This window comes from Methylobacterium sp. NPDC080182 (assembly GCF_050281105.1).
In the GTDB taxonomy this organism is placed as follows: Bacteria; Pseudomonadota; Alphaproteobacteria; order Rhizobiales; family Beijerinckiaceae; genus Methylobacterium.
Genome location: NZ_JBNNWO010000016.1, coordinates 126578 through 151124, shown reverse-complemented (window position 1 = coordinate 151124; position 24547 = coordinate 126578). Strand labels below are relative to the sequence as shown.

Below are 24547 nucleotides of genomic sequence, written 5' to 3'. Positions count from 1 at the left end.
TTCGAGGCTGCGCTCCCCTGGGTCACCTCGCTGCGCTCGCGATGATGGCGAGGGGCGCGTTAACCGAAGCAATCGACCGGACATCACATGAGCATGCTGCAGGGGATCCTGTACGAGGAGCCGTCGGCCTGGCTGTTCCTGCTGGTGACCGTCGTGATGGGCGGGTGGGCTGGATGGATGGCCGCCCGCGGCATCGCCCGGGGCTGGCGGCCGTTCTGGCAATGCGCCCTGGCGCTGCTTCTGGTGGCAGCCGCCGTGCGCTTCATTCACTACGCCCTGTTTTCGGGCACCCTGCTGTCGCTGCACTACTATGCGGTCGACGCGGTCATCGTCATGATCATCGGCGCTGCGGGCTTCCGCTACACGCGGACGCGCCAGATGACGAGCCAGTACCGCTGGCTCTACGAGAAGACCTCACCGCTGACATGGCGCGCACGGGCGCACGCGGCCGGCGAGGTCCGATGAGTGCGGCCGGATCCGCACGTGCGGTCCTGACACTTAGGGGAAGTACGCGATGAGATCGATTCTGCTGGCCGGGCTCGCCCTCGGCGCGATGGCGGCGGCCGCCCAGGCCGCCGAGGTGAAGCTCGGCGTCGCCGCGCCGATCACCGGCAACAGCGCCGCCATCGGCGCGCAGCTCAAGAACGGCGCGAGCCAGGCGGTTGAGGACCTCAACAAGGCCGGCACGCTGAAGGGCACGACGCTGACCGTCACGGTCGGCGACGACGCCTCCGACCCGAAGCAGGGCGTCTCGGTGGCCAACAAGTTCGCCAGCGACGGCGTGAAGATGGTCGTCGGCGACTACAATTCCGGCGTGTCGATCCCGGCCTCCGACGTCTACCTGGACGCCGGCATCATCCAGGTCACGCCGGCCTCCACGAACGTGAAGTTCACCGAGCGCGGCATGTGGAACACGTTCCGCACCTGCGGCCGCGACGACCAGCAGGGTGCCGTCGCCGGCAACTACCTGGCCGATCACTTCAAGGGCAAGAAGGTCGCCTTCGTCCACGACAAGACCCCCTACGGCAAGGGGCTGGCCGACGAGACGCTGAAGGCCTTCAAGGCCAAGGGCGGCAAGGAGGTCATGTCCGAGGGCATCAACCCGGGCGAGAAGGACTACTCGGCGCTCGTCTCCAAGCTGAAGTCCGCCAACGTCGACGTCGTCTATTTCGGTGGCTACTACACCGAGGCCGGGCTGATCCTGCGTCAGATGCGCGATCAGGGCCTGAAGGCGCCGATGATGGGCGGCGACGGCATGGTCGACCGCGAGCTGGTGGCGATCGCCGGTCCCGCGGCCGAGGGCACGCTGACCACCTTCCCGCCGGACGCCCGAAAGAACCCGAACGCCAAGGCGGCGCTCGCCGCCTTCAAGGCCAAGAACATCGATCCCGAGGGCTACACGCTCTACTCCTACGCGGCCGTGCAGGTCCTCGCGAAGGCGATGGCCGAGACCGGCTCCAGCGATGGCAAGAAGCTCGCCGAATGGCTGCACCAGGGCAAGCCGGTGGACACGGTGGTCGGGCCGATCGCCTACGACAAGAAGGGCGACATCACCCGGCCCGACTACGTCATGTACGAGTGGAAGAAGGGACCCGACGGCAAGATCGACTACAGCGGCAATGAGCTGACGAAGTAAGCCGCGGCCACGAGCCGGGTTTTCAGTCCGACGCCGCCTCCCGATACCGCGGGGGGCGGCGTCGTCGTTTTCTATACCGTGGATTCGTCAGCTTTCCGGGCGGATCCGTCCTCCGCACCGCGTGCGTACGCCTAAGAAGTGTGCATGATGCCGCCGGCGCGAGCGTGAGGCCGGCTCAGCGCTTGGGAGGAGGCCATGAGGACGGCAGGGACCGCATCTGCGGACGTGCGCAGAGGCTTGGCCGCAACTTGTCCGTACTCAGCCGCAGGCTCGCGCGGCGCATCGCGCTTTCTCCCGGCACCATCATTGCAAAGGCGTCGCCCGAGCGGGCGGGCCCGCGTACCCCGCCGCCGGCCGATGTCGTTCGGCCCGATCCAGGAGTTCCGTACCGATGCAGTCTGATATCGCTCGCCGCGGCGCCGCCGCGGCGCTGGGCCTGACCCTCGCCTTCGCTCCGATGAGCGTCGGGGCGCAGGAGCTGACCGGCACCCTCAAGAAGGTGAAGGACGCCAACGCCATCGTCATCGGCTACCGCGACGCCTCCGTGCCGTTCTCGTATCTCGGCGCCGATCAGAAGCCGATCGGTTACGCGATGGACATCTGCTACAAGATCGCCGACGCCGTGAAGGCCAAGCTCAACCTCCCGAACCTCGAGGTGAAGCTCAACCCGGTCACCTCCGCCACCCGCATCCCGCTGATGGCGAACGGCACGATCGATCTCGAGTGCGGCTCGACCACCAACAACGCCGAGCGCGAGAAGCAGGTGTGGTTCACCAACTCGCACTTCCTGACCGCGACCCGCTACGTCTCGAAGAAGTCGGCCAACCTGCACACGATCGAGGACCTGAAGGGCAAGACCGTCGTGTCGACCTCGGGCACCACGAACATCAAGCAGATCAACGAGGCCAACACGGAGCGCAAGCTCGGCCTGACGATCCTGCCGGCCAAGGACCACGCCGAGGCGTTCCTGATGGTCGAGACCGGCCGCGCCGCCGCCTTCGTGATGGATGACGTGCTGCTCGCCTCGCTCGCCGCCTCGTCGAAGGACCCCTCCGCCTACGAGATCTCCACCGAGGCCCTGTCGAAGCCCGAGCCCTACGGCATCATGCTCCGCAAGGACGACACCGAGTTCAAGAAGGTCGCGGACGACGCCACCGCCAAGCTCTACACGAGCCCCGAGGGCAAGGCCCTCTACGACAAGTGGTTCACCCAGCCGATCCCGCCGCGCAACATCAACCTCAACCTGCCGATGAGCGCGGAGATGAAGAAGCAGTTCACGACCCCGATCTCGAGCCCCGATCCGGCGGCCTACTGAGATCCGTTCGGTCCGGTTTCATGCCAAGATGCGCACCGCGGGCTCCGGCCCGCGGTGCGTCTCTATAAGCTCACAGTAGAAGCGGCGCGATGAACTACAACTGGAACTGGCGGATCTTCTTCGACGCCTCGCCGGAGGGCAACGGCACGTATCTCGACATGCTGCTCTCGGGGCTCATGTGGACGATCACGACCGCGCTCTGCTCCTGGGTGATCGCCTTCTTCCTGGGCTCCCTGGTCGGCGTGCTGCGCACCCTGCCGTCGAAGCCCGCGAATGCGATCGGCACGGCCTATGTCGAGCTGTTCCGCAACGTCCCGCTGCTGGTCCAGATGTTCCTCTGGTACTTCGTGCTGCCCGAAGTGGTGCCGACCCGGATCGGCGACGCGATCAAGCAATTGCCGGACGCGCCGTTCTACACGGCGGTGGTCTGCCTCGGCTTCTTCACCGCGTCGCGCGTGGCCGAGCAGGTCCGCGCCGGCATCCAGTCGCTGCCGCGGGGCCAGCGCATGGCCGGCACCGCCATGGGCTTCACCACCTATCAGACCTACCGCTACGTGCTGCTGCCCAACGCCTACCGGATCATCCTGCCGCCGATGACCTCGGAATTCCTCAACAATCTCAAGAACACGTCGGTGGCGCTGACCATAGGTCTGCTGGAGCTGACCGCCCGGGCCCGCTCGATGCAGGAATTCTCGTTCCAGGTGTTCGAGGCCTTCACGGCCGCGACGATCCTCTACGTGATCATCAACCTCGTGGTCGTCACGGCGGCGACCTTCCTGGAGAAGGCGGTCGCCATCCCCGGCCAGCGCTGAGGGCCGCCCGCTTCCGCTCCGCCACCCCGCCCGACGGCCACCGGTAACAGGCCCCGATGCTCTCGAATTTCGACTTCTCCGTCATCGTCTCGTCCCTGCCCTACCTGTTCGGTCAGGGCATGGTCTTCACCGTGACGCTCACCGCCATGGCCGCCGTGGGCGGCGTCATCATCGGCACGCTGCTGGCGATGGCGCGCCTGTCGGGCATTCCCGGCCTGTGGCACGTCGCCAAGGCCTACGTCGAGCTCTGCCGCTCGCTGCCGCTGGTTCTGGTGATCTTCTGGTTCTACTTCCTGGTGCCGTATATCGGCGCCTACCTGACCGGATCCTCGACGCCGATCCAGGTCGGCGCCTTCCCGTCGGCCCTGATCACCTTCATGGCCTTCGAGGCGGCCTACTTCTCGGAGATCATGCGCGCCGGCATCCAGTCGATCCCGAAGGGTCAGACGGCCGCCGCCCAGGCCCTCGGGATGAACTACTGGCAGACCATGGGCAACGTGATCCTGCCCCAGGCCTTCCGCAACATGCTGCCGCTGCTGCTGACCCAGACCATCATCCTGTTCCAAGACACGTCGCTGGTCTACGTGCTCTCGCTCACCGACTTCATGGGCGCCGCCTCGAAGGTCGCCCAGCGCGACGGCCGTCTCGTCGAGATGTATGTCTTCGCCGCCGTGGTCTATTTTGCGATCTGCTTCTCGGCCTCGTACCTCGTGCGCCGCCTGCAGCGCCGCGTGGCCATCATCCGCTGACCGACACTGGAGACCGTGTCATGACCTCGTCCCCGATGCCGGCCCCCACCGCCGCCGAACCCGTCGCCGATGCCAGCCACGCGCCGAAGGATGCCGGCCTGCAGCCGGGCAGCCTGATCTCCGGCGCCCAGGCGGTGGCCCCCGGCGAGACGATGATCGCCATCGACAACATCAGCAAATGGTACGGCGACTTCCAGGTGCTGACGAACTGCAGCACCCAGGTCGCCAAGGGCGAGGTCGTGGTCGTCTGCGGTCCCTCGGGCTCGGGCAAGTCGACCCTGATCAAGTGCGTCAACGCCCTGGAGCCCTTCCAGAAGGGCCAGATCACGGTGGCCGGCACGAAGGTCGCCGACAAGGCCACCAACCTGCCGAAGCTCCGCTCGCGGGTCGGCATGGTGTTCCAGCACTTCGAGCTGTTCCCGCACCTGTCGATCACCGAGAACCTCACCATCGCCCAGCGCAAGGTGCTGGGCCGCAGCGGCGAGGACGCGAAGAAGCGCGGCCTCGACCTGCTCGCCCGCGTCGGCCTGGGCGCCCACGCGAACAAGTTCCCGGGGCAGCTCTCGGGCGGTCAGCAGCAGCGCGTGGCCATCGCCCGGGCCCTCGCCATGAACCCGGTGGTGATGCTGTTCGACGAGCCGACCTCGGCGCTGGACCCCGAGATGGTCGGCGAGGTGCTCGACGTGATGGTGGAGCTCGCCAAGGAGGGCATGACCATGATGGTCGTGACTCACGAGATGGGCTTCGCCCGCAAGGTCGCCGACCGGGTGATCTTCATGGATCGCGGCGAGATCGTCGAGGACGCCCGGAAGGACGAGTTCTTCGGCAGCCCCCGCTCCGAGCGCGCGCAGACCTTCCTGTCGAAGATCCTGCAGCACTGACGGCGGGCCGTCAGGCCAGCGCCTCCTGCGCGGCCCGGTATTCCCGGCCGTGCCGGCAGTAGCCCTCGACGATGCGGATCATCATGGCCCGCTTCTCGGCGTCGAGGGGCCCCAGGATGCGGGCGGGGCGGCCGCCCCAGAGGTAGCCGGCCTCCAGGATCTGCCCGGGATCGGTGGTGGCCCCGGCCGCCAGCATGACGTCGTCGGCGATGAGGGTGCCGGCCGCGATCGTCGCGCCGATGCCGATCAGCGCCCGCGCCCCGATCCGGCAATCGGCGATCCGGACATTGTGGGCGATGGTCGTGTCCCGCCCGATCACCACCCCGTCCGCCCGGGTGCGGATCACCGTGTTGTCCTGGATGTTGGTGTCCGCGCCGACCACGATCGGTCCGACTTCCGCGTTGAGGTCGCAGCAGAACAGCACGCTCGCGCCGGCGCCGAGGCTCACCCGCCCGCGCAGGCGGGCGGTGCGCGCCACGAAGACGCTGTCCTCGACCTCCAGCGCCTCCCCGGCCGGGAGCGCGGGCCCGTCGCCCATCCGCTCGCGCAACCGCTCGGCCCGCTCGGCGACCTCGTCCGATCCGATCGCGCGGCTGGGGCGGGCCGGGCTGCCCGCGTAGGCGAAGCCGCCGGGCAGCGTCGCCCGGGGGAAGACCGTCGCGCCGGCCTCGAGGACCGCGCCGTCGCCGACCTCGGCGCCGTCGAGGATCACCACGTCGTCCTCGACGACGACGTCGGAGCCGAGCGTGCAGGCGTGGACCACGCTGTTGCGCCCGACCGTGACCCGGTCGCCGCACCGGGTGCCGTGCGTCGCGGTGGCGATGTGCACCGTCGAGCGGTGGCCGAGCCAGAAGCGGTCGCCGAGGGTGACGGTCTGGCCGTCCGCGCGAATCACCGCCTCGTCGCCGATCCAGGCCTGCGCGCCGATCCGGGCGGCGCCGATCACCGTGCTGCCGCGGCCGCACCAGACGGGGCGACTGGCGAAGTCCGGCTGCTCGCCGTCGTAGGGCAGGATCAGGTCGGGGGTCACGCGGGTATCCTTCTCCAGCGCCGTCCGGAGCGCGCGGGGACATCCGGACGATGGCGGGCCGCGCGCCGGGCCGGCAGGGCGCGACGGACCGTGTCATATAGAGGCGGGACCGGGTGTGACAGGGACGGGGCTGGTCCGCGAAGCCGGGGACTCCTATGGATCGGGCCATGAGCGCCCCCGTCCCGTGCGTCGGCATCCAGGCCGAGCCCTTCGACACCGCGGCCGAGATCGCCGGCCTGAGCGCCGCGCTGGGCGGTCGAGCCGGTGCCGTCGTGACCTTCACCGGCCTGTGCCGCGACGAGGGCGGGCGGCTGACCGCCCTCGAGCTGGAGCACTACCCCGGCATGGCCGAGGCCGAGATCCGGCGCGTCGCCGACGAGGCGATGGCGCGCTGGCCGCTCCAGGCTCTGCGGGTGATCCACCGGCACGGCCTGGTCCGTCCGGGCGACGGCATCGTGCTGGTAGTCACCGCCGCCAGCCACCGGGTCGCGGCGTTCGAGGCCGCGGACTTCCTGATGGACTACCTCAAGACCCGCGCCCCGTTCTGGAAGCGGGAGCATCTCGCCGACGGCACGACCGGCGGCTGGGTCGAGGCGGCGGCCCACGACGAGGCCGCGGCCGGCCGCTGGGCCTGATGGCCGTGCCCAGGGGCGCGCTCAGGCTGCCCCAGGGCGCTCGACGATCGGCGCGATGATCGGGGCCGCGCCCGCGGCGCCGACGCGCGAGTCCGGGACGGACCACGCCGCCGGGCCGATGGCCGGTGTCGACGGGCCGGCCCGGGCCGAGGGGCGGACCCTGTCGGTCGCCGTCCGTGCCGACGGTGCGGCTCCCGGCGGCCGAGCCTGCGGACCGGCGACTTGCGCGGACGACGCGCGGACGCGCATCCCCACTCCGGATTGCACAGAAGCCGGCCGCCGGACTTGACCCTTGAGAGCCCGCGGCGTTCGTGAGCCCGCGGTTTAGGAGCGACGATGTCGGACAGCAGCCTTCAGGAACTGGACGGCCCCGTCGGGCCCTGGCGCGGGGCCGCACCGCTGGCGGCCTCGGGGATCGCTGTGGTGTGCTTCGTGGTGGCGCTGGCCCTGGCCTGGATGTCGGCCGGCACGCTCCTCTTGATCTTCGCCGGGGTGCTCCTCGGCGTGTTCCTCGACGGCCTGACCCGTGGGCTCGGCCGCGTCCTGCCCCTCCGGCGAGGATTGCGGCTGTCCATCGCCAGCCTCGCGGTCGCCGCCGCGGTGATCGGCTTCGGGAGCTACGGCGGCGCCACCATCGTCCAGCAGGGCCGCGACCTCGGGACGACGATCAAGGATCAGGCCGGAACCGTCACGGGCTGGCTGTCGGAGCGGGGCATCGACGTGCCGAGCCTCGCGCCGCAGGGCGGTGGCAAGGACGGCTCGACGGATGCGGGCCAGAGAGAGGGGGGGCTCGGCGGCCTCGCCAACGGCCTGCTGAAGGGCGGCAGCTCGATGGTGTCGGATGCCGGCAGCGTCCTGGGGCCGGCCGCGGCGGTGATCCTGGGCCTGTTCGACGCCCTCGGCAACGTGCTGGTGATCGCCTTCCTGGGGCTCGCCTTCGCGGCCGACCCGAAGGCCTACCGGGACGGGGTCGTCCGGTTCGTGCCGCCGGCGAAGCGCTGGCGGGCCAGCCAGGTCCTCGACGGGGCCGGCGAGACCCTCCGCCACTGGCTGTTCGGCCAGCTGATCATCATGGCGGTGATCTTCCTGTGCACCTGGGCCGGCCTCGCCTTCCTGGGTATCGGCGGCGCGCTGATCCTCGGCCTGCAGGCGGGCCTGCTCGCCTTCGTGCCCACGGTCGGGCCGCTGGTGGCGGGCCTCGTCATCGTCCTGGCCGCCCTGGCCTCGGGCACGAAGGCGGTGATCGGCGCGATCGGCGTCTATCTCGCGGTCCAGTGCCTGGAGAGCTACGGCCTGACGCCGTTCATCCAGAAGCGGGCGCTCGACATCCCGCCGGCCACGATCTTCGCCGGCCAGCTGATCCTGGGCGTGATCTTCGGGCTCTGGGGCATCGCCCTCGCCCTGCCGCTGATGGCGGTGATCAAGGTCCTGCTGGAGCAGCTCTACGTGGAGGACACGCTCCACGAGCAGCCGAGCAGCTGAGCGCCCCGGGCGCCCGCGCCGTCGACGGGCGCGGGCGGCCGGTCAGCCGCGCAGCGCGGCCTCGATCATCCGGGCGACCGCCAGGGCCCGGCCGTCGTCGCCGAAACGGCCGATCACCTGGACGCCCACCGGCAGGCGGTGGCCGGGCACCGGCACGTTCACGCAGGGCACGCCCATCAGCGTCCACAGCTGGTTGAAGCGCGGGTCGCCCGTCGAGGCCAGGGTCGCGGGCGCCGGACCCGGCGCCGAGAAGGTCAGGATCGCGTCGTAATCGGCGAAGAGGCCCTTCAGCACCCGGCGGGCGTGATGGCCGTGGCGGCGCCCGTCATCGTACTGGGCCGGGCTGATCGTCGCCCCGTCATCGAGATGGGCGCGGGTGCGCGGCGGCAGCGCGTCGGCCTGCGTGTCGTACTCCCAGGCCAGCGCCAGCCGACCCTCGTAGTTCTGGATGAGGCGGTGGCGTTCCCAGGCCTGCGCCAGCTCGGTCGGCAGGGCGAGGTCGCTCACCCGCGCCCCGGACCGCTCGGCCGCCTGCCGGGCGCGGGTGAGCGCCGCCTCGGCCTCCGGCTCGGGGGTGCCGGCGAAATCCTGCCGCACCACGGCGATGCGCGGCGCCGAGCCCCCCTCCGCCCGCTCGATCTCCAGCCGCCCGGTGACGAGCGCGAGGGCGTGGGCGACGTCCGCGACCCCGGCGGCGAACAGCCCGACCGTGTCGAGGGCCCACGAGTAGGTCTTCACGCCGACCGTGGGGATCAGCCGGAACGACGGCTTCACCGCCGCGCAGCCGCAGAAGCTCGCGGGCCGGATCACCGAGCCCGCCGTCTGCGTGCCCAGGGCCAGCGGCAGCATCCCGGCGCCGACGGCGGCGGCCGAGCCCGCCGAGGAGCCCCCCGGCGTGTGGCCGGGATCGTGCGGGTTGACCGTCTCGGTCGGATCGCTGCTGGCGAAGGCCGTGGTGGTGGTCTTGGCGAGGGCGACGGCGCCGAGCTGCTTCAGCCGGCTCACGACCGCGGCGTCGCCCCGGGGCTTCCAGCCCGCGTAGATCGGCGAGCCCATCTGGGTCGGCAGGCCCGCGCTGTCGATGATGTCCTTCACGCCGACCGCGATGCCGGCGAGCGGCCCGGCCTCGGGGATCGCGGGCGCCGCGTCGAGGGTGACCAGCGCGCGGAGGTCCGGCTCCCGCGCGGCGATCGCGGCGCGGCACAGGTCGATCGCGCCCGCGGGCGTCAGGGTGCCGGCTTCGATGCGGGCGCGGAGGTCGAGAAGCGAGAGCATAATGCATTCAGTCCGCGGTCCGTGGCGCTGTCAACCGAGACGCCACAGCCGACGGCATTCCCGAAACGCCGTTGACGAACGCTTTACGCGACCGTGCGCATCGTCCGGGTCATGTGGCGTGGCGTATCCCTGTTCTCGGCCCTTGCGCTGTTCGGTGCGGGCCTCACCGCGTGCTCGATCAATCATTTCGAGCGACGTGAACCGTGGCGCGATCAGGCGGAGCAGGTCTGCCTGGCCAAGAAGCTCGTCGAGCCCTCGGAGTACATCACGCCCATCGCGGCGATGGATGGCCCGGGGCCGTGCGGCATGCAGCAGCCCTTCCGGGTGACGCGGCTCGGCGGCGGCTCCGTCCTGCTGAAGCAGCGGATGACGCTGGGCTGCCCGGCGCTGGCCGAGGCCGAGGCGTGGCTCGCCGACACGATCCAGCCGGCCGCCAACCTCTACTTCGGCGTGCCGGTGGCCGAGATCAACGCCGGCTCCTATTCCTGCCGCGGCCGCAACAACCAGCCCGGCGCCAAGCTCTCCGAGCACGGTTTCGGGAACGCGATCGACGTCATGTCGATCAAGCTCGCCGACGGCCACGTGATCACCGTCAAGGGCGGCTGGCGCGGCACGGAGGCCGAGCAGGGCTTCCTGCGCGAGATCTTCCTGGGCGCCTGCCAGCGCTTCACCACCGTGCTGGCGCCCGGCTCGAACGTGTTCCACTACGATCACATCCACGTCGATCTCGCACGGCACGACCCGCGCGGTCTGCGCCGGATCTGCAAGCCGCTGATCAAGTTCACGCCGCAGCTCGGCACCGGGGCCGAGCGGCCGCTGAGCCGTCCGATCCCGCCGCAGCGCCAGCCCGCCGGCCCTCAGGCGCCGGTGGACGTCGAGGAGGACGATCCCTACGGCGTGTCGCCGATGTCGAAGGCCGGGAGCGCGACCCAGGTCGCCCGTGCGGCCGCCCGGCCCCTCGACCGTCCGGCCGCGGCCTCGGCCTACACCGCGACGGCGCCCGTGCGGCCGGCACCGCGGGTCGCCGCCGCCCACGACGAGCCCGCGCAGGAGTACGACGAGCCGCTGCAGCTCGGCGCGCCGCCGAGCGCAGAGCCGATCTACTGAGAGGCGGGCGCGACCCGCGGGGCTCGCGCCGGGCGCCGGATCCGGCCGGGCGCCGATCCCGCGCCGCGCCCCGACCGGTGACTGTAGCGGCCGCGCCGCACAGGCCGGCAAAGCGCCGGCGCGGGACTGCCGGAGCTTGACTGGCGGCGCGGCGAAGCCATCGTTCGCGGATGCAGGATCGCACATCCGTCGAGGCACGCGCCATGCGCCCGGTTCTTCACGGCTTCGCCCTCGGGCTGGCCCTTCTCGCCCTGGCCCAGCCGGCGCTCGCCCGGTCGGCCCGGGAGGACATCGAGCCCGCCGAGGAGCGGATCTTCCCGTTCGACGCGCAGATCCCGGGCTGCCAGGACCCGTCGGTGCTGGAGCGGGTCTCGACCAACTTCGCCGAGAAGGAGGCGAAGTTCTGGAACTCGTCGATGACGATCCTGTCCTTCGACACGATCGAGCGCACCGCGTGGCGGCCCTGGGGCCTCGACACCTATCCGCGCCGGTTCTGCACCGCGACCGTGACCACCTCCGACGGGGTCCGCCGCAAGGTCGACTACTCGGTGCGCGAGAGCCTCGGGATCATCGGCGCGACCTGGGGCGTCGAGTTCTGCATCCACGGTCTCGACCGGGACCTCTCCTACGCCTACGCCACCGCCTGCCGGATGGCGCGTCCCTGACCATGCGCGGGCGCGCCGCCGGCCTCGTGGGCCTGCTCCTCGCCGGGTCGGCCGCCGCCCCGGCCGCCGCCCAGGATTACGGCGGCTTCGCCCGGCGCGGCGCGCCCGGCGACTTCGACTTCTACGTCCTCGCCCTGTCGTGGTCGCCGACCTACTGCGCGGGGCCGGGCGCCCGCCGGGACGACGTCCAGTGCGCCCCCGGGCGCGGCCTGGGCTTCGTCGTCCACGGCCTGTGGCCGCAATACGCGAGCGGCTATCCGCAGAACTGCTCGGCGGTGAACCGCGCGCCGACCCGGCAGGCCATGGAGGTCGCCGGGCAGGTCTACCCGAGCGAGGGCCTCGCGCGGTACGAGTGGCGCAAGCACGGCACCTGCTCGGGCCTCGATCCCGCCGCCTATTTCGCGGCCGCCCGCGCGGCGCGGCTCGCGGTGACGATCCCCGACGGGCTCAAGGGCGGCTCCCCGCCGCAGACCCTCGCGCCGATCGAGATCGCCCGGCAGTTCGTGGCGGCCAATCGCGGCCTGCGCCCCGACATGATGGCGGTCACCTGCACCCGCGGGCAGCTGCAGGAGGTCCGGATCTGCTTCGGCAAGGACCTGCGCGGCTTCACCCCCTGCCCCGAGGTCGCCCGCGGCAATTGCCGGGCGCCCGAGGTGAGCCTCGACGCCGCGCGCTGAGTTTTTTCCGCCTTTCGCACGCCGGCCCCTGGACCCGGCGCCCGGGATCGGCTTCAGCGCGCTGCCATGAACTATCGGCACGCCTTCCACGCCGGCAACCACGCCGACGTCCTCAAGCACCTCGTCCTGGCGCGGGTGCTCGACCACCTGCGCCTCAAGGACAAGCCGTTCCGGGCGCTGGACGCCTTCGCGGGCCTCGGCGTCTACGATCTCGAGGCCGACGAGGCGGCCCGGACCGGAGAGTGGCGGGACGGCTGGGGCCGGATGGCGGCGCCCTTCGCGCCGGAGGTGGAAGCGCTGCTGGAGCCCTACCGGGCCGCGGTGGCGGCGGTGCGCGCTCGACACGGCACCACCGCCTATCCGGGCTCGCCGGCCGTGATCCGCGAGGCGCTCCGCCCCGGCGACAAGGGCGTGTTCGTCGAGCTGCACCCGGCGGACGCCGCGACCCTGCAGGACCGCTACGCCCGCGATCCCCGCACCAAGGTGATGAACCTCGACGGCTGGACCGCGATCAACGCGCAGATCCCGCCGCCGGAGCGGCGCGGCCTCGTGCTGATCGACCCGCCCTACGAGGTGCCCGGCGAGATCGAGCGCCTCGGCGCCCATCTCGCCCGCGCGGTGGCGAAATGGCCGACCGGCCTGTTCCTGGCTTGGTACCCGATCAAGGACGTCGCGGCCCTCGACCGGATGGTCCGCGATCTCGGGGCCGCCCTGCCCCGCCCCGCCCTGCGCCTCGACCTGCTGATCGACCGGCCGGACGACCCGATGCGGCTGACCGGAAGCGGCCTGATCGTCGTCAACCCGCCCTGGCGCCTCGCCGATGAGGCGATGCTGTTCCTGCCGGCGCTCGCAGAACGTCTGGCCCGGCAGGACTTCGGAGGGTTTCGCTGCGATCCGATCGGCCCGGCCGCCTGACTCGGTAGAATTGGGGCGCCGCGCGGAAGACCTCCGGGCCTGCGCGGAAGGAAAAGGCCGGGGTTCCGATACAATTGTGGCGGCAAAGTCACATTTCCGCATCGAACGTGATCAGCGATACGGAACTGCCCAAAAAATATGCAACTGCTCTATGTTTGATTTTGTGTCAATCGCCCCGCGATGTCAGCTTGGCCGTAGACGAACCCGAACGAGCTGCGACACCATGCTGAAGCGATCCACCCTGGCCGGCTTGGCCACCGTGCTGCTGTCCTCGACCAGCATCCTCGCGGCCGACCTGTCGGCCCCGGCGCCGGTTCCGGTCGCGCCCCCCGCCGAGCCCTGCAAGGCCACGCTCCTCGGCCCGGCCTACGGCGGCGTGATCAAGGCCAACCCGAATCCGAGCTGCTTCTCGGCCGGACCGCTCGGCGACCTCTACGTGGGCGGCGCCATCACCGGCTACGGCTACACCCAGTCGAACCCGTTCGCGTCGTTCTCGACCCCGGCGGCGCCCAACGACCGCGACCGCGCGGCCCGGTTCGACTTCTCGAACGTGCAGGGCATCATCCAGAAGCCCGAGGGCGCGTTCCAGTTCTACATCCAGGCCGGCGGCTACTCGATCCCGCAGCTCGGCTTCCCCACCCTCAGCACCTTCACCCAGACCGACCTCCTGTTCGGCCCGGTCCCGGTCGCCTACGGCAAGATCCAGATCAACGATGAATGGTCGGTCCAGGGCGGCCGGATGTTCACCATGATCGGCACCGAGCTGCTGTTCACCTACCAGAACCTGAATATCAACCGCGGCCTCCTGTTCGTGCAGGAGAACTTCATCAACCAGGGCGTGCAGGTCAACTACAGCAGCGGGCCGCTCTCGGTGTCGGTCGCCGGCACGGACGGGTTCTTCTCCAACGAGATCTCGTGGTTCACCGGCAACGTCGCCTACAAGCTCGACGACTACAACACGATCGGCGTCAACGGCGGTCTGAACCTCGGCCGGACCAACGCCCTCGACCGCAGCCCGCGCTACCAGTTCGCGACGCCGAACCTCCAGCAGAACAGCGGCATCTTCAACATCAACTACACCTACGCGAACGGCCCGTGGATCATCTCGCCGTACTTCCAGTTCACCAACGTCGAGCGTGACCTGCGCGTCGGGATCGCCAACTCGGCCTCGACCTACGGCGGGGCGCTGCTGGCGGCCTACTCCTTCACCGACAACTTCGCCCTGGCCGGCCGCGTCGAGTACACCGAGCAGACGGGCGTCCGCGGGTCGGGCGGCACCAACCTGCTGGGCTTCGGCGCCGGCAGCAACGCCTTCTCGGTGACCGTCACGCCGACCTTCACCTTCGACCGCTACTTCTTCCGGGTGGAGTACGCCCACGTCGAGCTCGGCGGGATCACCCGCGGCAACCTCGCGGAGGGCACGCTCGGCACCGGCTTCGGCCGCACCGGCAACCGCACCTCGCAGGACCGCTACATGGTCGAGACCGGCATCACCTTCTGATCGGACCGCCCGGTCCGGCTCAGGACGCCGCCCGTCAGCGAGCCCCCGGCCTCAGGCCGGGGGCTTTTTCGTGGCCGCGCGCCATCGGTCCCGGTCCGGCTCGACCCCGGGGGAGCAGGCCCGCCTGAGCAGGCGCCGGCCCGGCCGGTGGCCCTCCTCGCCGGTGTCGCGGAAGCCGAGCTTCTCCAGCAGGCCCCAGGAGGCGACGTTGGCGGGGCGGCACTCCGCCACGACGATGCGCGCCGGGAAGCGCCCCCCGAGGAGATCGAGGATCGCCGAGACGGCCTCGTAGGCGTAGCCGCGCCCGCGGGCGGCGCCGCCGACCCAGTACCCGATCTCGATCGTGCCGGCGCCGCGCAGATGGGTGCCGAAGACGCCGACGAGCGCGCGCCCGGCCGGATCGGGCGTGCCGTCCCGCGTCCAGGCGCCGAGGAAGCAGTCCCGGCCCCGCGCGCAGCTGCGAATCAGGTCCTCGGCATCCTGCAGGGTGAACGGCGTCGGCAGGAAATCCACCGCCGCGGTGATGGCTGGATCGTCGGTGAGCGCGCGGACGGCCGGCGCGTCGGCAGGCCGGAGGGCGGCGATCGCGAGGCGCGCCGTCTCGAGCGCCGGCAGGTCGGCCAGGGTGTCGCGCGCGCCGCGGATGGTAAACATGGATGCGATGTGGGGTGCCGGCCGGTTACGAAAAGGGACGATCCCGCGAGCGGGAATCATCCTCGGGGCCGCGCGAAAACCTTGCACCTACCTTCGCTCCAGGGTCGCAGACCGCCGGAACGGGAACGGTTGCTTAACCTGAATCCGTCTTCATTGGCGCATCAGGTTGCGTCAGGCAAACGGGTGCGTCGATGCGGGTGCGCGGTACGGGTCAGATGTTGCGGACGCTGTCGCGCGTCGCGCTCATCGGCATCATCGGCGGTGCGGCTGCCGCCTGTTCGTCGGACGCGTCGCGTCTGACGAACCCGTTCTCGAACCCGTTCGACTCGGAACCCTCCGCGACCGGCAGCCTGCCGGACGGGAGCCTCAAATCCGTCCCGCCGGTCCGGACCGGCCGCATCCAGTCGGAGGCGCTGGGCGCGCCCGCCGCCGCGCGGCCGGCCGCCGCCGCGACGCCGGTCCAGACCAACGTCGCCGCCCCCGCGACCCGCGTCGCATCGACCGGCAAGGTCGGCTGGAGCGCCGAGGGCGGCACCCAGATCACCGTGTCGCGCAACGACAGCCTAAACCAGATGTCGACCCGCTTCGGCGTGCCCGCTTCGGCGATCCTGGCCGCCAACGGCCTGAGCAACGCGAACCAGATCACGCCCGGCCGCCAGATCGTGATCCCGGTCTACAACGCCTCTGGGCTGAACCCCGCCGCGTCCCCGATGACCGCCCGGCCGGCCCGGGCCGCCGAGGAGAAGCGCGAGGACGCCAAGCAGGTCGAGAACAAGATCGCGACCAAGCGCGAGGAGGCCAAGGAAGCCGCCAAGGAGGCCGCCCAGAAGCTGGCCGAGGCGAAGGCCGCCAAGGAGGCCGCGCAGAAGGCCGCCGCCGCCGAGAAGGAGGCGGAGCGCAAGGAGGCACTCGCCCGCGACGCCGCCGCCCGCAAGGTCGCCGACGCCAAGACCCGCAAGGACGTCGCCCTGAAGGAGGGCGAGAAGCCGAAGCACGTGCGCCCGGGACAGGTCGCCAAGGCGGACGAGAAGAAGGCCGACGAGAAGAAGGCGGATCCGAAGGCCGAGGCCAAGGCGAAGGCCGAGGCGAAGGCTCAGGAGGCCAAGGCCGAGGCGAAGGCCGCCGCGAAGGCGGAGGCCGCCCAGAAGCTCGCCGAGGCGAAGGCCGCCAAGGAAGCTGCCCAGAAGGCCGCCAAGGAGGCCGCCGCCGCCGAGAAGGTCGAGAAGGTCGCCGCCAAGGAGGCGCCGAAGGCGGCCCCGGTCGCTGCCGCGCCGGCCAAGCCCGAGCCCGCCGCCACCGGCTCGGTGGCCGAAGCGACGGAGAACTTCCGCTGGCCCGCCAAGGGCCGGGTGATCTCCGGCTACGGCACCTCGGGCAACGAGGGCATCAACATCGCCGTGCCGGAGGGTACTCCGGTCAAGGCCGCCGAGGAGGGCACGGTCGCCTATGCCGGCTCCGACGTGAAGGGCTACGGCAAGCTGGTCCTCGTGCGCCACGCCAACGGCTACGTCTCGGCCTACGCCCATAACGGTGAGATCGACGTGAAGCCCGGCGAGAAGGTCAAGCGCGGACAGACCATCGCGAAGTCCGGCGCCTCCGGAAACGTGACCTCGCCGCAGCTGCACTTCGAGATCCGCAAGGGCGGCGCGCCCGTGGATCCGATGTCCCAGCTCGCCAGCAACTGAGACGGACCGCGCGGGGCCGAGGCCGGCCCGCGCGGGACCGAACGAGTCGGCAGGACGCGGCGGCGGTCCCGGGCGGGGCCGCCGTTTCGCGTCGTCGTCCGCCGTCAGGCCGCCCCGGCTCGCGACCCGCGCCGGCTGTCCTAAGCCTTCGGCGCCTGCAGCGTCCCCTCGGGGCTGTGACGGTCGACGGTCTCGGGCAGAGCCTGCGCCAGGGTCGGGAACAGCTGGTCCATCGGAACGCCGAGCTTCTCCGCCATCTGGCGCACCTGCTCGTTGTCGAGCACCTTGCGCAGGTCCTCGGCCGTGATCGGCTCGTTCGGGCCGCGGCCGAGCCAGGAATTGACTTGGCTCTCGTAGCCGGAGCGCCGGAGCTGATCGAGCAGCGCGTTCAGTCCGCCGGGCAGCACCTGCTGGATCACGCCCGGCAATGCCTTCAGCGCGATCTGCCCCAGCGAGCCGCCGAGAGTGTTGAGCAGACTCATGTGGACCCCCGTCGAATGGTCAGTGGCGGGAGTCTAGAGCAATCTCCGCGAAGCGGGAGAGGCCGGTGGTCCGCGACGCGCCGGTGTGAACCGCAATTTAGTCGACAGCGATCGGCCTTTGGTCCGGAATGCCGGCCGGGACATCGGTCCGCGGTCGGCTCTCATGAGATCCCTGGCGCTGTCATGCGTGCTCGCGGTCGCGTCCGTCTCCGCGGCCCTGCCGGACGCGGAATCGACGCGTCCGGCGCAGGAGCGCTTTCTGGCGGATGCCGTCTTCGTTCGGCCGCTCTATGGCACGTACCGCCATTGTGGCGGCTCCTGCCTGAAGAGCGGCGAACTGTCGTGGTTCTGCTTCGCCAGGCAGAGCTGCCACTTGAGCTGCGCGACCGCGCCGCCGCAGATGAAGTGCGCCGCCCCATGAGGTGGGCGGTCAGCGGACCTGAGTGCTGAAATTCGGCTGCGGCTTCAGCGTGCCGTTCTCGCTCTGGTCGGCGATCGCCGCGGGCAGGAACTCCGCCAGCACCGTGGGGACCCGCGCCTCCGGAACGCCGAGATCGTACGCGAGGCGCTCGGTCACGCCCTGCGGCAGGCAGGCCGCGATGGCGCTCTCCGGCACCGACTGCCGCGCGCCCGAGCCGAGCCAGGACCCCACCGCCTCCCCGTGCCCGGTCTCCCGCAGGCGGTCGAGGAAGGCCGAGAGGCCGCCGGGATAGAACTTCGCCAGCGACAGGGCGAGCTTGCCGCTGCCGGTCTCCTCGAGGGCCCGGTCGGCCGCCGCAACCACATCGCCGATCAGGGTCTTCGCACCGTCGAGCAGGCCCATGGTTCTCCACCGTCGCGCTTCTTCGTCGCAGGGTGAAGTCGGGCGCGAACCGGCGACGGCAAGCGCGTGCGGCAATTGCGCGGCGAACCGGCTAGGATCCCGGCATCTCGAACCCGGGAGCCATCGATGAAGCGCGTGCGGGCCGGCGTCCTGGAGGTCGCCTATCTCGAGTCCTGTCCGGCCGGCGGGCCGACGGCGGTGCTGCTCCACGGCTTCCCCTACGACGTCCACGCCTGCGCGGCCGCGGCCGCGCAGCTCGCCGCCGACGGCGTGCGCTGTCTCGTGCCGTACCTGCGCGGCTACGGGCCGACGCGCTTCCTGGATGCCGCCACGCCGCGCTCCGGCGAGCAGGCGGCGCTCGGGGCCGACCTGCTCGCCTTCCTCGACGCCCTCGGCGTCGGGAGCGCCGTGCTCGCCGGCTACGATTGGGGCGGCCGGGCCGCCTGCGTGGTGGCGGCGCTCTGGCCGGACCGGGCCCGGGGCCTCGTCAGCTGCGGCGTCGGCTACAACATCCAGAACATCCCGGCCGCCGGGCGGCCGGCCGCGCCGGAGACCGAGCACCGCCTCTGGTACCAGTACTATCTCCACGGCGAGCGGGGCCGCGCCGGCCTCGCGGAGAACCGGGACGCCTTCTGCCGCCTGCTGTGGCAGCTGTGGTCGCCGACCTGGGCCTTCGACGCGGAGACTTTCGCGCGGACCGCCCGCGCCTTCGACAATCCCGACTTCGTCGACGTGGTGGTGCATTCCTACCGCCACCGCTTCGGCCTCGTTCCGAGCGATCCGGCGCTGGTGGCGATCGAGGCGCGGCTGGCGGCCCAGCCGGCGATCGCCGTGCCGTCGATCGTCCTGCTCGGCGGCGATGACGGCGTCGGGCCGCCGACCGCCACGGATACCGACGCCCGCCATTTCACCGGCCCGTACCGGCGTGAGATCGTCGCGGGGGTCGGCCACAACTTTCCCCAGGAGGCGCCGGACGCCTTCGCGGCGGCGATCCGCGCCCTGCTATGAGCGCGCCGCCGATGCCCGGCGGTTCGGCGTTGCTTTCGGGAAGCCCCTGGCTATAGTCCGCGCGCTTTTCGACAGGTCTGCGGGCGCCACATCCGGCGGCAGGCCTGCGCGCCATTCGCAGGAGACGCTCGTTGATCACCCCCGCCTTCGCGCAAGGGGCCGGTGCGGCCGCTGGCGGAGCGGAGATCGCCTTTCAGGTGGTCCCGTTCGTCCTGATCTTCGTGATCATGTACTTCCTGATCCTGCGACCGCAGCAGAAGCGGGTCAAGGACCACCAGGCGCTGCTCAAGTCCGTGCGCCGGGACGACACAGTCGTCACCAACGGCGGCCTCGTCGGCCGCGTGACCAAGGCTTCGGACGACCAGGCCGAGATCGAGGTCGAGATCGCCCCGAACGTGCGCGTGCGGGTGGTCCGGTCGATGATCTCCGAGGTCCGCGCCAAGGGCACGGTGAAGGCCGCCTGATTCCCGGTTGAACCGGCCGGCGCCGCGCGCCGGCCCAAAAGAGAAAAAGACGGCCGATGCTGCGCTTCTCCCGTGCGAAGATCATCGCGACACTGGGCCTGATCCTGGTGGGGCTGATGCTCGCCGTGCCGAGCTTCTTCTCGCCCGAGCAGCGCAAGAGCTTCGTCGCCAGCCTGCCCCCCTGGTTCCCCAGCTGGGTGGTGCCGACGCGCGCGATCGTGCTCGGCCTCGACCTGCAGGGCGGCTCGCAGCTGCTGCTCGAGGTGGACCAGAACGAACTGATCGCCTCGCAGGCGAAGGCCCTGCGCGACGACGTGCGCCGCGTGCTCCAGCAGGAGAACGTCCGCGCCGACGGCGGCATCGGCCTGCTGCCGCGCGGCGTGCAGGTGAAGATCGACGACTCCGCCGCCCGGGCCAAGGTCCTGCCGAAGCTCCAGGAGCTGTCGCAGCCGATCACCACCTCGATCGGCCAGACGGCGGCCCGCACCCTCGACATCGCCGAGCAGCCGGGCGGGGTGATCCGCCTGACCCTCACCGATGCCGGCATCACCGACCGCACCCGCCGGGCCGTGAGCCAGGGCATCGAGGTCATCCGGCGCCGCCTCGACTCGACCGGAACCACCGAGCCGTCGATCCAGCAGCAGGGCGCGGACCGGATCCTGATCCAGGTGCCCGGCGAGCAGAACCCGGAGCGGCTCGAGAAGCTGCTCGGCTCCACCGCCAAGCTCGAGTTCCGCATGCTCGCCGACAGCCCCTCGGGCGACGTCGACATGCTGCCCTCCAAGGACGAGAAGGGCGCCAAGGTCCCGGTGGAGCGCCGGGTCATGGCCGACGGCGGCGAGCTGACCGACGCGCAGCCGTCCTTCGACCAGCAGTCCCACGAGCCGATGGTGAGCTTCAAGTTCAACCTGCGCGGCGCGCAGCGCTTCGGACAGGCGACCTCGGAGAATATCGGCCGGCGCATGGCGATCGTGCTCGACAACGAGGTCGTGTCGGCCCCGGTGATCCGCTCGGCGATCACCGGCGGCTCGGGTCAGATCACCGGCAACTTCACCGTGCAGCAGGCCAACGATCTGGCGGTCCTGCTGCGCGCCGGCGCGCTGCCCGCGAAGTTCACCGTGGTCGAGCGCCGCGTCGTCGGCCCGGGCCTCGGCCGCGACTCCATCGAGGCCGGCAAGCTCGCGACCCTGGTGGCGGCGGCCCTCGTCGTGACCTTCATGTTCGCGACCTACGGGACCTTCGGCTTCATCGCCAACATCGCCCTCATCGTCCACGTCGGGCTGATCCTCGGCCTGATGTCGGTGCTGGAGGCGACCATGACGCTCCCGGGCATCGCCGGCATCGTGCTCACCATCGGCACCGCGGTGGATTCGAACGTGCTGATCTACGAGCGCATGCGCGAGGAGCAGCGGGCCGGCCGCTCGCTGATCTCGGCGCTGCAGGCGGGCTTCGACCGGGCCTTCGCCACCATCATCGACTCGAACTCGACCATGGCGATCGCCGCCCTGATCCTGTTCTTCCTCGGCTCGGGCCCGGTGAAGGGCTTCGCCGTGGTCTTCATCCTCGGCATCCTCACCACGGTCATCACCGCGGTGACGCTGACCCGGATGATGATCGCGGTGTGGTACAACACGTTCCGGCCGAAGACCCTGCCGTTCTGATTAGTCTGGGAGGCCATCGAAGGAGCGCGGGCGGCGCGACGTGACCCCCCTGTCCCGCACGGGAGAGGGGACCCGCGCCTCGACCGTCCTCCATCGCGATGTCCGCGAATAGAGTACCGACCATGCGCCTGCTCCGCCTCTGGCCCGATGAATCGCATTTCGACTTCATGCGATTCCGGCGCTTCACCTTCCCGCTCTCGGCGGTGCTGTCGCTCGCGACCGTGGCGCTGTTCCTGACGATCGGGCTGAATTTCGGCATCGATTTCAAGGGCGGCACCCTGGTGGAGCTGCAGGCGAAGTCCGGCACCGCGGACGTGGCGTCGATCCGGCACACGGCCGCGGGCTTCGGCTTCGGCGAGCCGGAGGTGCAGGAACTCGGCAACCAGGGCACCGTGCTGGTCCGCCTGCCGCTCCAGCCCGGCGAGCAGGGCCAGACCGCGGTGATGAACAAGGCGCACGCCGCCTTCGACAAGGATTACGATTTCCGCCGCACCGAGACCGTCGGTCCGCGCGTCTCCGGCGAGCTCGTCCAGTCCGGCACGCTCGGCGTCGTGCTCTCCGTCGTGGCAGTGCTGCTCTACCTCTGGTTCCGGTTCGAGCGGGAGCTGGCGCTCGGCGCCATCGTGGGCACCCTCCACGACATCGTGCTGACCGTCGGCGTCTTCATCATCAGCCGCATCGAGTTCAACATGACCTCGATCGCCGCGATCCTGACGATCGTCGGTTACTCGCTGAACGAGACCGTGGTGGTGTTCGACCGGACCCGCGAGCTCATGCGCCGCTACAAGACCATTCCGACCGTCGACCTGCTCAACCTGTCGATCAACTCGACCATGTCGCGCACGGTGATGACGTCGATCTCGTCGGCGCTGTCGCTGCTGGCGCTGGTGCTGTTCGGCGGCGAGGCGATCAAGGGCTTCGCCGTCGTGATGCTCTGCGGCGTCCTGATCTGCACCTACTCGGCGATCTTCGTCTCGACGCCGGTGTTGATCTATCTGGGCCTGATGCTCTCGGGCGCCCGCGCGGCCTCGGAGCGTTCCGGCGTCCCGCAACCGGCGGAGTAGTCCCTTTCCCGAGATGGCCGATCAGCCAAGCCCGAAGAACTTCGACTCCGGCTTCGTGCCGGGGCGGCACATCATCGACACCTACGGCAACGGCGGCTTCCGCTTCGCCGGGATGTCGCATCGCGGCTCGATCCTGCTGCTGCCCTCGGGAGTCCGCGCCTGGGACGTGACGGAGCCGCGGGCCATCGACCGCACGGCCCTGCGCCCGGTTCAGGTCGAGGCCGGCGGCATCGAGCTGCTGCTCGTCGGGACCGGCCTCGACATCGCGGCGATCGATCCCGCGCTCCGGGGCTGGCTGAAGGATCTCGGCGTCGGCCTCGACGTGATGCAGACCGGCGCCGCCGCCCGGACCTACAACATCCTGGTGGCCGAGAACCGCAAGGTCGCCGCCGCGCTGATCGCGGTGGCCTGATGCCGGAGGTCGACGGCCAGACCGCCGAGACCGGGCTCGCCTTCGCGCAGTCCCACTGCGAGGGCCTCGTGCGGGCCGGCGACCCGGACCGCTACTACGCGACCCTGTTCGCCCCGGCCGCCGCCCGCCCGCACCTCTTCGCCCTCTACGCCTTCTCGTTGACCATCGCGCGGGTGCGCGAGGCCGTCTCGAACCCGATGGCCGGCGAGATCCGCCTGCAATGGTGGCGTGACGCCCTGCAGGGCGAGGCGCGCGGCGACGTGCGCGCCAATCCGGTGGCGGCGGCCCTGGAGGAGGCGATCCGGGTGAACCGCCTCGGCCGCCAGCCCTTCGTCGACCTGATCGACGCCCGCGTCTTCGACCTCTACGAGGACCCGATGCCCCGGGTGAACGACCTCGAGGGCTATTGCGGCGAGACCGCCTCGGCGCTGTTCCGGCTGGCGAGCCTCGTGATCGGCAACGGCACCGAACCGGGCGGCGCGGGCGCGGCCGGCCATGCCGGCGTGGCGTACGGCATCACCGGGCTCCTGCGCGCCCTGCCCTGGCACGCCCGCGCGGGGCAGGTCTACCTGCCAGCCGACATCCTCGGCCGCTACGGCGTCACCCGCGAGGACATCGTCACGGGCCGCGGCGGTCCGGGCCTGCGCCGGGCCTGCGCCGACCTGCGCGCCCTCGCCCGGCAGCACCTGAAGGCCTTCGAGGCGGCCCGCCCGACCATCGCGCCCTCGGCGGGCGCCGCCTTCCTGCCCACGGCCCTGATGGAGCCCTACCTCGGCGCCATGGAGCGGGCCTCCTACGACCCGCTCAACACGCACGTCGAGCTGCCGCGCTGGCGCCGGCTGTGGCGCCTGTGGTGGGCGGCGCGGCGCGTCGGATAGCGGCGGCGTCTTTGCGAGCGGGGCGAAGCAATCCAGCGGCGCCACGCTTGCGGAGGGCGCGCGGCCACGGGTCGCTTCGCTGCGCTCGCGATGACGGAGGGGTATCAGAGTACCTGCGCCAGTCCCGGCACCAGGGGCGCCAGACGCACCAGCGCGCCGAGCTCCGGCTCGGCCTCCGGCGTCGCCAGTGCCGCCACCCGGCAGCCGCCGTCGTCGCGCAGGCCCGTCACCAGCCGTCCGCCCGGTTCCAGGGCCGCGCGCCAGTGCGATGGGATCGTCGGGACGCTGCCGTGGACGAGGATCCGGTCGAAGCCGCCGTCCGGCAGGTCCGGGGCCAGCCCGTCCGCCCGGACGACATGCACCTCGGACAGGGCCGCGAGCCGCCGCGTCGCCGCCCCGGCCAGCGATGTGTAGCGCTCCAGGCTGAGCACCGCCCCGGCGCCCAGCTGGGCGAGCAGCGCGGTCACGTAGCCCGAGCCGGTGCCGATCTCCAGGACGCGCTGGCCGGGCTCGAGCCGCAGCTGCGCCAGCATCAGCGCCACCGTCGACGGCGCCGTCATCGAGGCGCCGCACGACAGCGGCAGCGCGATGTCGCGCCGCGCGTGCTCCCGATGCGGCGGCGGCGCGAAGGTGTCCCGCGGGACCTGCTCCATGGCCCGCAGCACCGCGGTGTCCCGCAGGCCGCGACCCCGGAGCGCCATCACGAAGGCCGCATTGCCGGCAGCCTCCTCCAGGC

26 protein-coding genes and 1 pseudogene are annotated in these 24547 nt (G+C 71.1%); 21 read left to right on the top strand and 6 right to left on the bottom strand.

Annotated features, from left to right (window positions below):
* The first annotated feature begins 96 nt into the window (after positions 1–96).
* The 6 genes from ACQKQD_RS25800 (at position 97) to ACQKQD_RS25775 (ending at position 5393) form a co-directional block, all read left to right on the top strand.
* The gene (locus tag ACQKQD_RS25800; RefSeq protein ID WP_427509952.1) at positions 97–465 is read left to right on the top strand and encodes a DUF6867 family protein; all 369 of its coding nucleotides are present in this window, start codon (positions 97–99) and stop codon (positions 463–465) included.
* Between the two features lie 49 nt (positions 466–514).
* Entirely contained in the window at positions 515–1636 is a 1122-nt protein-coding gene (locus tag ACQKQD_RS25795) for a branched-chain amino acid ABC transporter substrate-binding protein (protein WP_020094229.1), read from the top strand.
* Positions 1637–2027: 391 nt separating this feature from the next.
* Positions 2028–2951 (top strand): amino acid ABC transporter substrate-binding protein, encoded by a 924-nt coding sequence (locus ACQKQD_RS25790; RefSeq protein WP_427509935.1) that lies wholly within the window; start codon positions 2028–2030, stop codon positions 2949–2951.
* An 89-nt stretch (positions 2952–3040) separates the two neighbouring features.
* Entirely contained in the window at positions 3041–3763 is a 723-nt protein-coding gene (locus tag ACQKQD_RS25785; RefSeq protein WP_059409257.1) for an amino acid ABC transporter permease, read from the top strand.
* Positions 3764–3819: 56 nt separating this feature from the next.
* Entirely contained in the window at positions 3820–4512 is a 693-nt protein-coding gene (locus ACQKQD_RS25780; RefSeq protein WP_091681187.1) for an amino acid ABC transporter permease, read from the top strand.
* Between the two features lie 152 nt (positions 4513–4664).
* Entirely contained in the window at positions 4665–5393 is a 729-nt protein-coding gene (locus tag ACQKQD_RS25775) for an amino acid ABC transporter ATP-binding protein (RefSeq protein ID WP_056534124.1), read from the top strand.
* A 10-nt stretch (positions 5394–5403) separates the two neighbouring features.
* On the opposite strand, the gene ACQKQD_RS25770 is transcribed toward ACQKQD_RS25775, so the two are convergent.
* On the bottom strand, positions 5404–6423 hold the full coding sequence (locus tag ACQKQD_RS25770; protein ID WP_020094224.1) for a DapH/DapD/GlmU-related protein: 1020 nt from the start codon (positions 6421–6423) through the stop codon (positions 5404–5406).
* A gap of 167 nt (positions 6424–6590) precedes the next feature.
* Between ACQKQD_RS25770 and ACQKQD_RS25765 the strand changes: the two genes are divergently transcribed.
* Positions 6591–7058, top strand: coding sequence for a molybdenum cofactor biosynthesis protein MoaE (locus ACQKQD_RS25765; RefSeq protein WP_331298884.1), 468 nt, complete (start codon positions 6591–6593; stop codon positions 7056–7058).
* 336 nt (positions 7059–7394) lie between these two features.
* Entirely contained in the window at positions 7395–8540 is a 1146-nt protein-coding gene (locus tag ACQKQD_RS25760) for an AI-2E family transporter (protein WP_020094221.1), read from the top strand.
* A 42-nt stretch (positions 8541–8582) separates the two neighbouring features.
* On the opposite strand, the gene ACQKQD_RS25755 is transcribed toward ACQKQD_RS25760, so the two are convergent.
* Complete coding sequence (locus ACQKQD_RS25755; protein ID WP_091979102.1) at positions 8583–9815, bottom strand: amidase; 1233 nt, start codon at positions 9813–9815, stop codon at positions 8583–8585.
* A 111-nt stretch (positions 9816–9926) separates the two neighbouring features.
* Here ACQKQD_RS25755 and ACQKQD_RS25750 point away from each other — a divergent pair, with 111 nt between their 5' ends.
* From ACQKQD_RS25750 to ACQKQD_RS25730, 5 genes are all read left to right on the top strand, one after another.
* Positions 9927–10922, top strand: a complete 996-nt coding sequence (locus ACQKQD_RS25750) for an extensin family protein (RefSeq protein WP_427509934.1) — start codon at positions 9927–9929, stop codon at positions 10920–10922.
* A 203-nt stretch (positions 10923–11125) separates the two neighbouring features.
* Positions 11126–11587 (top strand): hypothetical protein, encoded by a 462-nt coding sequence (locus ACQKQD_RS25745; protein ID WP_020094218.1) that lies wholly within the window; start codon positions 11126–11128, stop codon positions 11585–11587.
* A gap of 2 nt (positions 11588–11589) precedes the next feature.
* Positions 11590–12264, top strand: a complete 675-nt coding sequence (locus ACQKQD_RS25740) for a ribonuclease T2 family protein (RefSeq protein ID WP_100252435.1) — start codon at positions 11590–11592, stop codon at positions 12262–12264.
* Positions 12265–12330: 66 nt separating this feature from the next.
* Complete coding sequence (locus tag ACQKQD_RS25735; RefSeq protein WP_427509933.1) at positions 12331–13179, top strand: 23S rRNA (adenine(2030)-N(6))-methyltransferase RlmJ; 849 nt, start codon at positions 12331–12333, stop codon at positions 13177–13179.
* Between the two features lie 223 nt (positions 13180–13402).
* Positions 13403–14680, top strand: coding sequence for a porin (locus tag ACQKQD_RS25730; protein ID WP_020094215.1), 1278 nt, complete (start codon positions 13403–13405; stop codon positions 14678–14680).
* A gap of 51 nt (positions 14681–14731) precedes the next feature.
* On the opposite strand, the gene ACQKQD_RS25725 is transcribed toward ACQKQD_RS25730, so the two are convergent.
* Positions 14732–15334 (bottom strand): GNAT family N-acetyltransferase, encoded by a 603-nt coding sequence (locus tag ACQKQD_RS25725; protein WP_427509932.1) that lies wholly within the window; start codon positions 15332–15334, stop codon positions 14732–14734.
* Positions 15335–15525: 191 nt separating this feature from the next.
* Here ACQKQD_RS25725 and ACQKQD_RS25720 point away from each other — a divergent pair, with 191 nt between their 5' ends.
* Positions 15526–17019, top strand: coding sequence for a peptidoglycan DD-metalloendopeptidase family protein (locus ACQKQD_RS25720; RefSeq protein ID WP_427509931.1), 1494 nt, complete (start codon positions 15526–15528; stop codon positions 17017–17019).
* Between the two features lie 140 nt (positions 17020–17159).
* Here ACQKQD_RS25720 and ACQKQD_RS25715 read toward each other — a convergent pair.
* Positions 17160–17513, bottom strand: a pseudogene (locus tag ACQKQD_RS25715) (YidB family protein); the annotation flags it as partial.
* Positions 17514–17664: 151 nt separating this feature from the next.
* Here ACQKQD_RS25715 and ACQKQD_RS25710 point away from each other — a divergent pair.
* Entirely contained in the window at positions 17665–17922 is a 258-nt protein-coding gene (locus ACQKQD_RS25710; RefSeq protein ID WP_427509930.1) for a hypothetical protein, read from the top strand.
* A gap of 9 nt (positions 17923–17931) precedes the next feature.
* Here ACQKQD_RS25710 and ACQKQD_RS25705 read toward each other — a convergent pair whose 3' ends face one another.
* Positions 17932–18324, bottom strand: a complete 393-nt coding sequence (locus ACQKQD_RS25705) for a YidB family protein (protein ID WP_427509929.1) — start codon at positions 18322–18324, stop codon at positions 17932–17934.
* Positions 18325–18450: 126 nt separating this feature from the next.
* Between ACQKQD_RS25705 and ACQKQD_RS25700 the strand changes: the two genes are divergently transcribed.
* The 6 genes from ACQKQD_RS25700 (at position 18451) to ACQKQD_RS25675 (ending at position 23811) form a co-directional block, all read left to right on the top strand.
* Positions 18451–19332: an alpha/beta fold hydrolase gene (locus tag ACQKQD_RS25700; RefSeq protein ID WP_427509928.1), complete on the top strand. Its 882-nt coding sequence runs from the start codon at positions 18451–18453 to the stop codon at positions 19330–19332.
* A 131-nt stretch (positions 19333–19463) separates the two neighbouring features.
* Entirely contained in the window at positions 19464–19796 is a 333-nt protein-coding gene (gene yajC, locus ACQKQD_RS25695) for a preprotein translocase subunit YajC (RefSeq protein ID WP_020094208.1), read from the top strand.
* A 56-nt stretch (positions 19797–19852) separates the two neighbouring features.
* On the top strand, positions 19853–21457 hold the full coding sequence (gene secD, locus ACQKQD_RS25690) for a protein translocase subunit SecD (protein ID WP_091927054.1): 1605 nt from the start codon (positions 19853–19855) through the stop codon (positions 21455–21457).
* Positions 21458–21579: 122 nt separating this feature from the next.
* Positions 21580–22521, top strand: a complete 942-nt coding sequence (secF, locus tag ACQKQD_RS25685; protein WP_012319245.1) for a protein translocase subunit SecF — start codon at positions 21580–21582, stop codon at positions 22519–22521.
* A gap of 13 nt (positions 22522–22534) precedes the next feature.
* On the top strand, positions 22535–22933 hold the full coding sequence (locus ACQKQD_RS25680; protein WP_427509927.1) for an Mth938-like domain-containing protein: 399 nt from the start codon (positions 22535–22537) through the stop codon (positions 22931–22933).
* Positions 22933–23811 (top strand): phytoene/squalene synthase family protein, encoded by an 879-nt coding sequence (locus ACQKQD_RS25675; RefSeq protein ID WP_427509926.1) that lies wholly within the window; start codon positions 22933–22935, stop codon positions 23809–23811. Before ACQKQD_RS25680 ends, ACQKQD_RS25675 begins: the two co-directional genes overlap by 1 nt.
* A gap of 104 nt (positions 23812–23915) precedes the next feature.
* On the opposite strand, the gene ACQKQD_RS25670 is transcribed toward ACQKQD_RS25675, so the two are convergent.
* Positions 23916–24512, bottom strand: coding sequence for a protein-L-isoaspartate O-methyltransferase family protein (locus ACQKQD_RS25670; RefSeq protein WP_427509951.1), 597 nt, complete (start codon positions 24510–24512; stop codon positions 23916–23918).
* Positions 24513–24547: the final 35 nt, after the last annotated feature.

Coding starts and splice junctions, on each gene's coding strand:
- ACQKQD_RS25735 (WP_427509933.1), top strand. CDS start 12,331: ATGAACTATCGGCACGCCTTCCACGCCGGCAACCACGCCGACGTCCTC.
- ACQKQD_RS25765 (WP_331298884.1), top strand. CDS start 6,591: ATGAGCGCCCCCGTCCCGTGCGTCGGCATCCAGGCCGAGCCCTTCGAC.
- ACQKQD_RS25670 (WP_427509951.1), bottom strand. CDS start 24,512: ATGGCGCTCCGGGGTCGCGGCCTGCGGGACACCGCGGTGCTGCGGGCC.
- ACQKQD_RS25755 (WP_091979102.1), bottom strand. CDS start 9,815: ATGCTCTCGCTTCTCGACCTCCGCGCCCGCATCGAAGCCGGCACCCTG.
- ACQKQD_RS25700 (WP_427509928.1), top strand. CDS start 18,451: ATGAAGCGCGTGCGGGCCGGCGTCCTGGAGGTCGCCTATCTCGAGTCC.
- ACQKQD_RS25680 (WP_427509927.1), top strand. CDS start 22,535: ATGGCCGATCAGCCAAGCCCGAAGAACTTCGACTCCGGCTTCGTGCCG.
- ACQKQD_RS25745 (WP_020094218.1), top strand. CDS start 11,126: ATGCGCCCGGTTCTTCACGGCTTCGCCCTCGGGCTGGCCCTTCTCGCC.
- ACQKQD_RS25795 (WP_020094229.1), top strand. CDS start 515: ATGAGATCGATTCTGCTGGCCGGGCTCGCCCTCGGCGCGATGGCGGCG.
- ACQKQD_RS25760 (WP_020094221.1), top strand. CDS start 7,395: ATGTCGGACAGCAGCCTTCAGGAACTGGACGGCCCCGTCGGGCCCTGG.
- ACQKQD_RS25750 (WP_427509934.1), top strand. CDS start 9,927: ATGTGGCGTGGCGTATCCCTGTTCTCGGCCCTTGCGCTGTTCGGTGCG.
- secD (WP_091927054.1), top strand. CDS start 19,853: ATGCTGCGCTTCTCCCGTGCGAAGATCATCGCGACACTGGGCCTGATC.
- ACQKQD_RS25790 (WP_427509935.1), top strand. CDS start 2,028: ATGCAGTCTGATATCGCTCGCCGCGGCGCCGCCGCGGCGCTGGGCCTG.
- ACQKQD_RS25720 (WP_427509931.1), top strand. CDS start 15,526: ATGCGGGTGCGCGGTACGGGTCAGATGTTGCGGACGCTGTCGCGCGTC.
- ACQKQD_RS25785 (WP_059409257.1), top strand. CDS start 3,041: ATGAACTACAACTGGAACTGGCGGATCTTCTTCGACGCCTCGCCGGAG.
- ACQKQD_RS25725 (WP_427509932.1), bottom strand. CDS start 15,334: ATGTTTACCATCCGCGGCGCGCGCGACACCCTGGCCGACCTGCCGGCG.
- ACQKQD_RS25730 (WP_020094215.1), top strand. CDS start 13,403: ATGCTGAAGCGATCCACCCTGGCCGGCTTGGCCACCGTGCTGCTGTCC.
- ACQKQD_RS25740 (WP_100252435.1), top strand. CDS start 11,590: ATGCGCGGGCGCGCCGCCGGCCTCGTGGGCCTGCTCCTCGCCGGGTCG.
- ACQKQD_RS25675 (WP_427509926.1), top strand. CDS start 22,933: ATGCCGGAGGTCGACGGCCAGACCGCCGAGACCGGGCTCGCCTTCGCG.
- ACQKQD_RS25705 (WP_427509929.1), bottom strand. CDS start 18,324: ATGGGCCTGCTCGACGGTGCGAAGACCCTGATCGGCGATGTGGTTGCG.
- secF (WP_012319245.1), top strand. CDS start 21,580: ATGCGCCTGCTCCGCCTCTGGCCCGATGAATCGCATTTCGACTTCATG.
- ACQKQD_RS25775 (WP_056534124.1), top strand. CDS start 4,665: ATGATCGCCATCGACAACATCAGCAAATGGTACGGCGACTTCCAGGTG.
- ACQKQD_RS25780 (WP_091681187.1), top strand. CDS start 3,820: ATGCTCTCGAATTTCGACTTCTCCGTCATCGTCTCGTCCCTGCCCTAC.
- ACQKQD_RS25710 (WP_427509930.1), top strand. CDS start 17,665: ATGAGATCCCTGGCGCTGTCATGCGTGCTCGCGGTCGCGTCCGTCTCC.